Genomic DNA, 1,074 nt, shown 5'->3' on the forward strand with positions numbered 1-1,074 from the left:
CAGCTGCGGGGGAGCCGACCTTGAAATACCACCCTGGCAAGTCTGGTGTTCTAACCCAGGGGAGTGAATCCTCCTCGGGGACAGCGTATGGTGGGTAGTTTGACTGGGGCGGTCTCCTCCTAAAGAGTAACGGAGGAGCACGAAGGTACCCTCAGCCTGGTCGGAAATCAGGCGGTGAGTGCAAGGGCACAAGGGTGCTTGACTGCGAGACCGACGGGTCGAGCAGGTGCGAAAGCAGGTCCTAGTGATCCGGTGGTTCTTCGTGGAAGGGCCATCGCTCAACGGATAAAAGGTACTCCGGGGATAACAGGCTGATACCACCCAAGAGTTCATATCGACGGTGGTGTTTGGCACCTCGATGTCGGCTCATCTCATCCTGGGGCTGAAGCCGGTCCCAAGGGTATGGCTGTTCGCCATTTAAAGAGGTACGCGAGCTGGGTTCAGAACGTCGTGAGACAGTTCGGTCCCTATCTGCTGTGGGCGTTGGAGACTTGAGGGGAGCTGCTCCTAGTACGAGAGGACCGGAGTGGACGTACCTCTGGTGTTCCGGTTGTCACGCCAGTGGCACTGCCGGGTAGCTATGTACGGACGGGATAACCGCTGAAAGCATCTAAGCGGGAAGCCTCCCCCGAGATGAGGTCTCCCAGGATCCTGCGAGATCCCTGAAGGGCCGTTCGAGACGAGGACGTTGATAGGCGGGGTGTGGAAGCGCGGCGACGTGTGAAGCTAACCCGTACTAATTGCCCGTGAGGCTTGACCCTATAACGCCAAAGGGGTTTATGGGATGAAGACAAGATTAAGTGTACAGTTTTACCAATTGACCAGTTTTGCCTGGTGGCCATAGAGCGCTGGAACCACCCGATCCCATCTCGAACTCGGCAGTGAAACAGCGCATCGCCGATGATAGTGGAGCCCGTCTCCGTGAAAGTAGGTCACCGCCAGGCACCCAATATAGCACCCCCATCAGAAATCCTGGTGGGGGTTTTTGTTTGGGGGTACCCCCCTGCGTCAGACTAGTTGTCGCCTCTATAAAACAGAGGAATTAAACGATGTCCCAACGTTATAGTGACGGAG

2 rRNA genes are annotated in these 1,074 nt (G+C 56.5%); both read left to right on the forward strand.

From position 1 onward, the window contains the following. A 23S ribosomal RNA gene (locus AXA67_02785) occupies positions 1 to 779 on the forward strand; the annotation flags it as partial. A 51-nt stretch (positions 780 to 830) separates the two neighbouring features. Continuing rightward, a 5S ribosomal RNA gene (rrf, locus tag AXA67_02790) occupies positions 831 to 944 on the forward strand. The last annotated feature ends 130 nt before the right edge of the window (positions 945 to 1,074 follow it).

The sequence above is a fragment of the Methylothermaceae bacteria B42 genome, assembly GCA_001566965.1.
Taxonomy (GTDB): domain Bacteria; phylum Pseudomonadota; class Gammaproteobacteria; order Methylococcales; family Methylothermaceae; genus Methylohalobius.